At 32.3% G+C, this 3183-nt stretch carries 4 protein-coding genes; 1 reads left to right on the top strand and 3 read right to left on the bottom strand.

The genetic code is table 11. The features are described 5' to 3' along the window. Positions 1–500, top strand: a 500-nt coding sequence (locus tag ACR0QS_RS12305; protein WP_432633746.1) for a hypothetical protein, incomplete at its 5' end; no start/stop codon positions are given. A 38-nt stretch (positions 501–538) separates the two neighbouring features. Here ACR0QS_RS12305 and ftsA read toward each other — a convergent pair. The 3 genes from ftsA to ACR0QS_RS12290 all read right to left on the bottom strand — a co-directional run bounded on the left by ftsA (position 539) and on the right by ACR0QS_RS12290 (position 3081). Beyond that, positions 539–1795: a cell division protein FtsA gene (gene ftsA, locus ACR0QS_RS12300; protein WP_432633745.1), complete on the bottom strand. Its 1257-nt coding sequence runs from the start codon at positions 1793–1795 to the stop codon at positions 539–541. Between the two features lie 150 nt (positions 1796–1945). After that, positions 1946–2428: a hypothetical protein gene (locus ACR0QS_RS12295; protein WP_432633747.1), complete on the bottom strand. Its 483-nt coding sequence runs from the start codon at positions 2426–2428 to the stop codon at positions 1946–1948. After that, the gene (locus ACR0QS_RS12290) at positions 2425–3081 is read right to left on the bottom strand and encodes a hypothetical protein (protein WP_432633744.1); all 657 of its coding nucleotides are present in this window, start codon (positions 3079–3081) and stop codon (positions 2425–2427) included. The genes ACR0QS_RS12295 and ACR0QS_RS12290 overlap by 4 nt, the downstream gene beginning before the upstream one ends. Between the last annotated feature and the right edge of the window lie 102 nt (positions 3082–3183).

Genomic DNA, 3183 nt, shown 5'->3' with positions numbered 1-3183 from the left:
GTTTAACCATGAAAAAATTTGTTATTTTATTAATTATTTTATCTATTTTAATTATTCGATGTTCGGATGAATTTTCTAATGGAAACGAACAATCTCAAGTCAGTGCCGAACTTACCGAAGATAATCAAATGCCCGAAGAAGAGGATTCTTTTTTACACGAGACCGAAGTTAAAACAAATGTTGTAAAAACCGAAGAAAAAAGTAAAACGGTAGTAAAGGAAAATAAAGCGACTGAAATTAAAACGAACGAATTAAAAAATATTGCCGAAACTAACGAAACCAAAGCAAACGAAAATACTGAAGTCGAAACCGTTACTGAAACGGTAAGCGAAAATAAGATTAACGATATAGAAAAAGTCGTTTATATAGCCAAAACTGGCAAAAAATATCATCTTGAAAATTGCCGAACTTTAAGAGGCGAAAAAGAGGCGATAGACTCGAACGAAGCTATAAAAAACGGATATGAAGCCTGCAAGGTTTGTAATCCAGATAATATTTAATTTAAATAATTTTTGATAAAATTTTTATTCTACCGTTATTATTTAAAAAATTCAGTAAAGGGATTTTTGCCAAAAGGATTTTTTATTTTAAATTTTCTATCTGCATTTTTTTTACCGCTTTGAATATTCATTGGAGTCGCTTCGTCCAAACTCATCATTAATATTCCTATAACCGCAGAGTAAGCGGGATTATTCGCTATGTCTCTTATTCCTAAAATTTGGTCGGGAACTCCTATTCTTGCCGATATTGGAATAGCGCCTTTTACCGCCGTTTGATAAGCCTTCGCTAGATCAACTAATCCTGGAAGCAATGCGCCGCCTCCCGTAAATACCATGCCCGCCGATAAAGAATCTATATACTTCATTTTTGCAAGTTCCTGTCCGCATAAACTCAATATTTCTTCCACTCTCGGCTGTATGATTTCGGTTAAAGCTCTTTTTGGAATAGTCCTTAATTTACCGCTTGCTGTCGGAACTTCTATAATTTCTCTCTCGCCTATCATATCTATAAAAGCGTATCCATGGTCGCATTTTAATTTTTCCGCGGCTGGAATAGTAATTCTTAATCCTTTAGAAATATCGTTGGTTATATGATAGCTCCCAATTGGAATAACAGCCGTATGCCAAACCGCTCCTTCCAAAAATACCATTAAAGAAGTTGTGGAATGTCCTATATCGAAAACGACTACTCCCAATTCTTTTTCGTCTTTCGTGAGAACGGCTTCTGCGCTTCCTCTAACATTTACTATAAAATCTCTTCCAGAGAATTTCATTTTATTTAAAGTTCTTCTCAAATTATCGCTAACATATTTTAGTCCCGTTATTATATGAACTCTCGTTTCAAGTCTCGTGCCTGACATTCCGACTGGATTTTTTATTTCGTCCTGTTCGTCTAAAGAATATTCCTGCTCTATAGTTTCTATTATTTCCCTATCCGCTGGTATCAATATATTTTTCGCGCTTTCCAAAACTCTTTCTATTTCAACGGGAGTAACTTCTTTATTTTTATTATTAACTCCTATTACGCCTTTGCTGTTTTTTCCTTTTATATGCTCTCCGCCTATTGTGGCTATCACATCTGGAGCTTGAATTCCCGCCATTTGTTCGGCTTGATTAACCGATTTTTCTATAGCGTCCGCAGCGGATTCTATATTTACAACGATGCCTTTCATTATTCCTTCGCTTTCGCTTTCGCCTATTCCTATAACTTCGATTTTGTCGTCATTTACTCGAGCAATGACTGTTTTTATAGACGAGCTTCCCGCATCGATTCCCGCTATTATTGGCTCTTTCAAGTTTATACTCCTTAAAATTATAATATATAATATTATGTTAATATTGTCGGATAAATAAAAATTTTATTAATATTATTTTTAAATTATTTATTCTTTTAAATTTATATTTCAATTTTAATATTTGTTTTTGTAATTGATATAAATAAATAATTAACGGCTTATAACCCATTTATCGTCTTCATATTCCATAACAAAAGTTTGCCTTGCTTTAGAATAAGAATCTTCAACTCTGTCATACACCGAAGAATCGACTTCTATATGAGCTTTTTTTCCTTCCAATTCAACAGAATAAACTTTATCTATCGTAGTTTCAAATTCAAAATCTAAAGAAGGCTCGGATAAAACATAATCGTCCGCATTTTTAATATTTCTCGATTTATCAAGAATTTCTTTATATGCCGAAGAATAAAATTTTTCATAAGCCGTCCATACTCCGCTCGCATCGTAAGGCAAAGATAAAAATTCTTTCAAAGAATCAAGCGCTAATTCTTTTAGGACATTTTCGTCATATTTTTTTATTTCCATAGAATCTTTATCTTGCAAAATTATTTCGACTCTATTATTTGAATTGTTTTTAGAATTAGAACAAGATAATATAAAAATTAAAAATATTATAAGTAAATATTTCATTATAAACCTTCCAATATTTCGTTTCTTTCGTTTTGAGACGGAGTTTCTTCTTTTTCTCTTATTCTCGTTTCCGAAGTTGTCGTTATATTATTCATATTGATATATTTAACGATACTAGGTCTTTCAAGTATTATTCTCATATTTCCGTTTTGCCAAGCCACGGTATTTGCGTCCAAAAAAGCTCCTTTGCTATATTTGGAATTTAATGCAGATAGAAGTTCCAAAAAATCAACTTGATTCGGCTGAAAATAAATTGTTATAGAATAAAGCGAATCGTCCTTAAAAATAAAATATCCGCTTCTATAAAATTTATTTTCTTCCAAAGCCAAAAAAGTCGCGCTTTCTTCGGCGGTTATATCGACAGAACCAGTCATATATTTTCTCGGAAGTATCATCGTGCTATCGCTTAATATCGCGTTTATCGTGTCTTCTCTTGTCGCTCCCAATCGAATATCTTTGAATCCCGTAATCGCCGTTTCGGTTATCGCGGGCTTTCTTCCCATAACCGCATCGTTTGTAATGGAAGTATTTTCTCCAGTTGGCGCGTTCGTATTTGCGGTAGTTTGATTAGGATTATATGCATCGTTGGTGGCATAATTTTGAGGAAACAACAAACTGCAAAATAAAAGCGTAAAAATAAATATATATTTTTTCATAATATTATATTCCTAAATAAAAGTCTATAATATATAATATCGACTATATTTTTATTTTCAAGTATAAAATTATTTTTTATTTAATATCAAATAATATTAAAT

It is taken from the genome of Brachyspira sp. (genome assembly GCF_050873525.1).
GTDB lineage: Bacteria > Spirochaetota > Brachyspiria > Brachyspirales > Brachyspiraceae > Brachyspira.
This window is presented reverse-complemented; position numbering and strand designations above follow the sequence as displayed.

Excerpts from the sequence above, each read along its gene's own strand:
- ACR0QS_RS12290 (WP_432633744.1), bottom strand. The coding sequence starts at position 3,081 with ATGAAAAAATATATATTTATTTTTACGCTTTTATTTTGCAGTTTGTTG.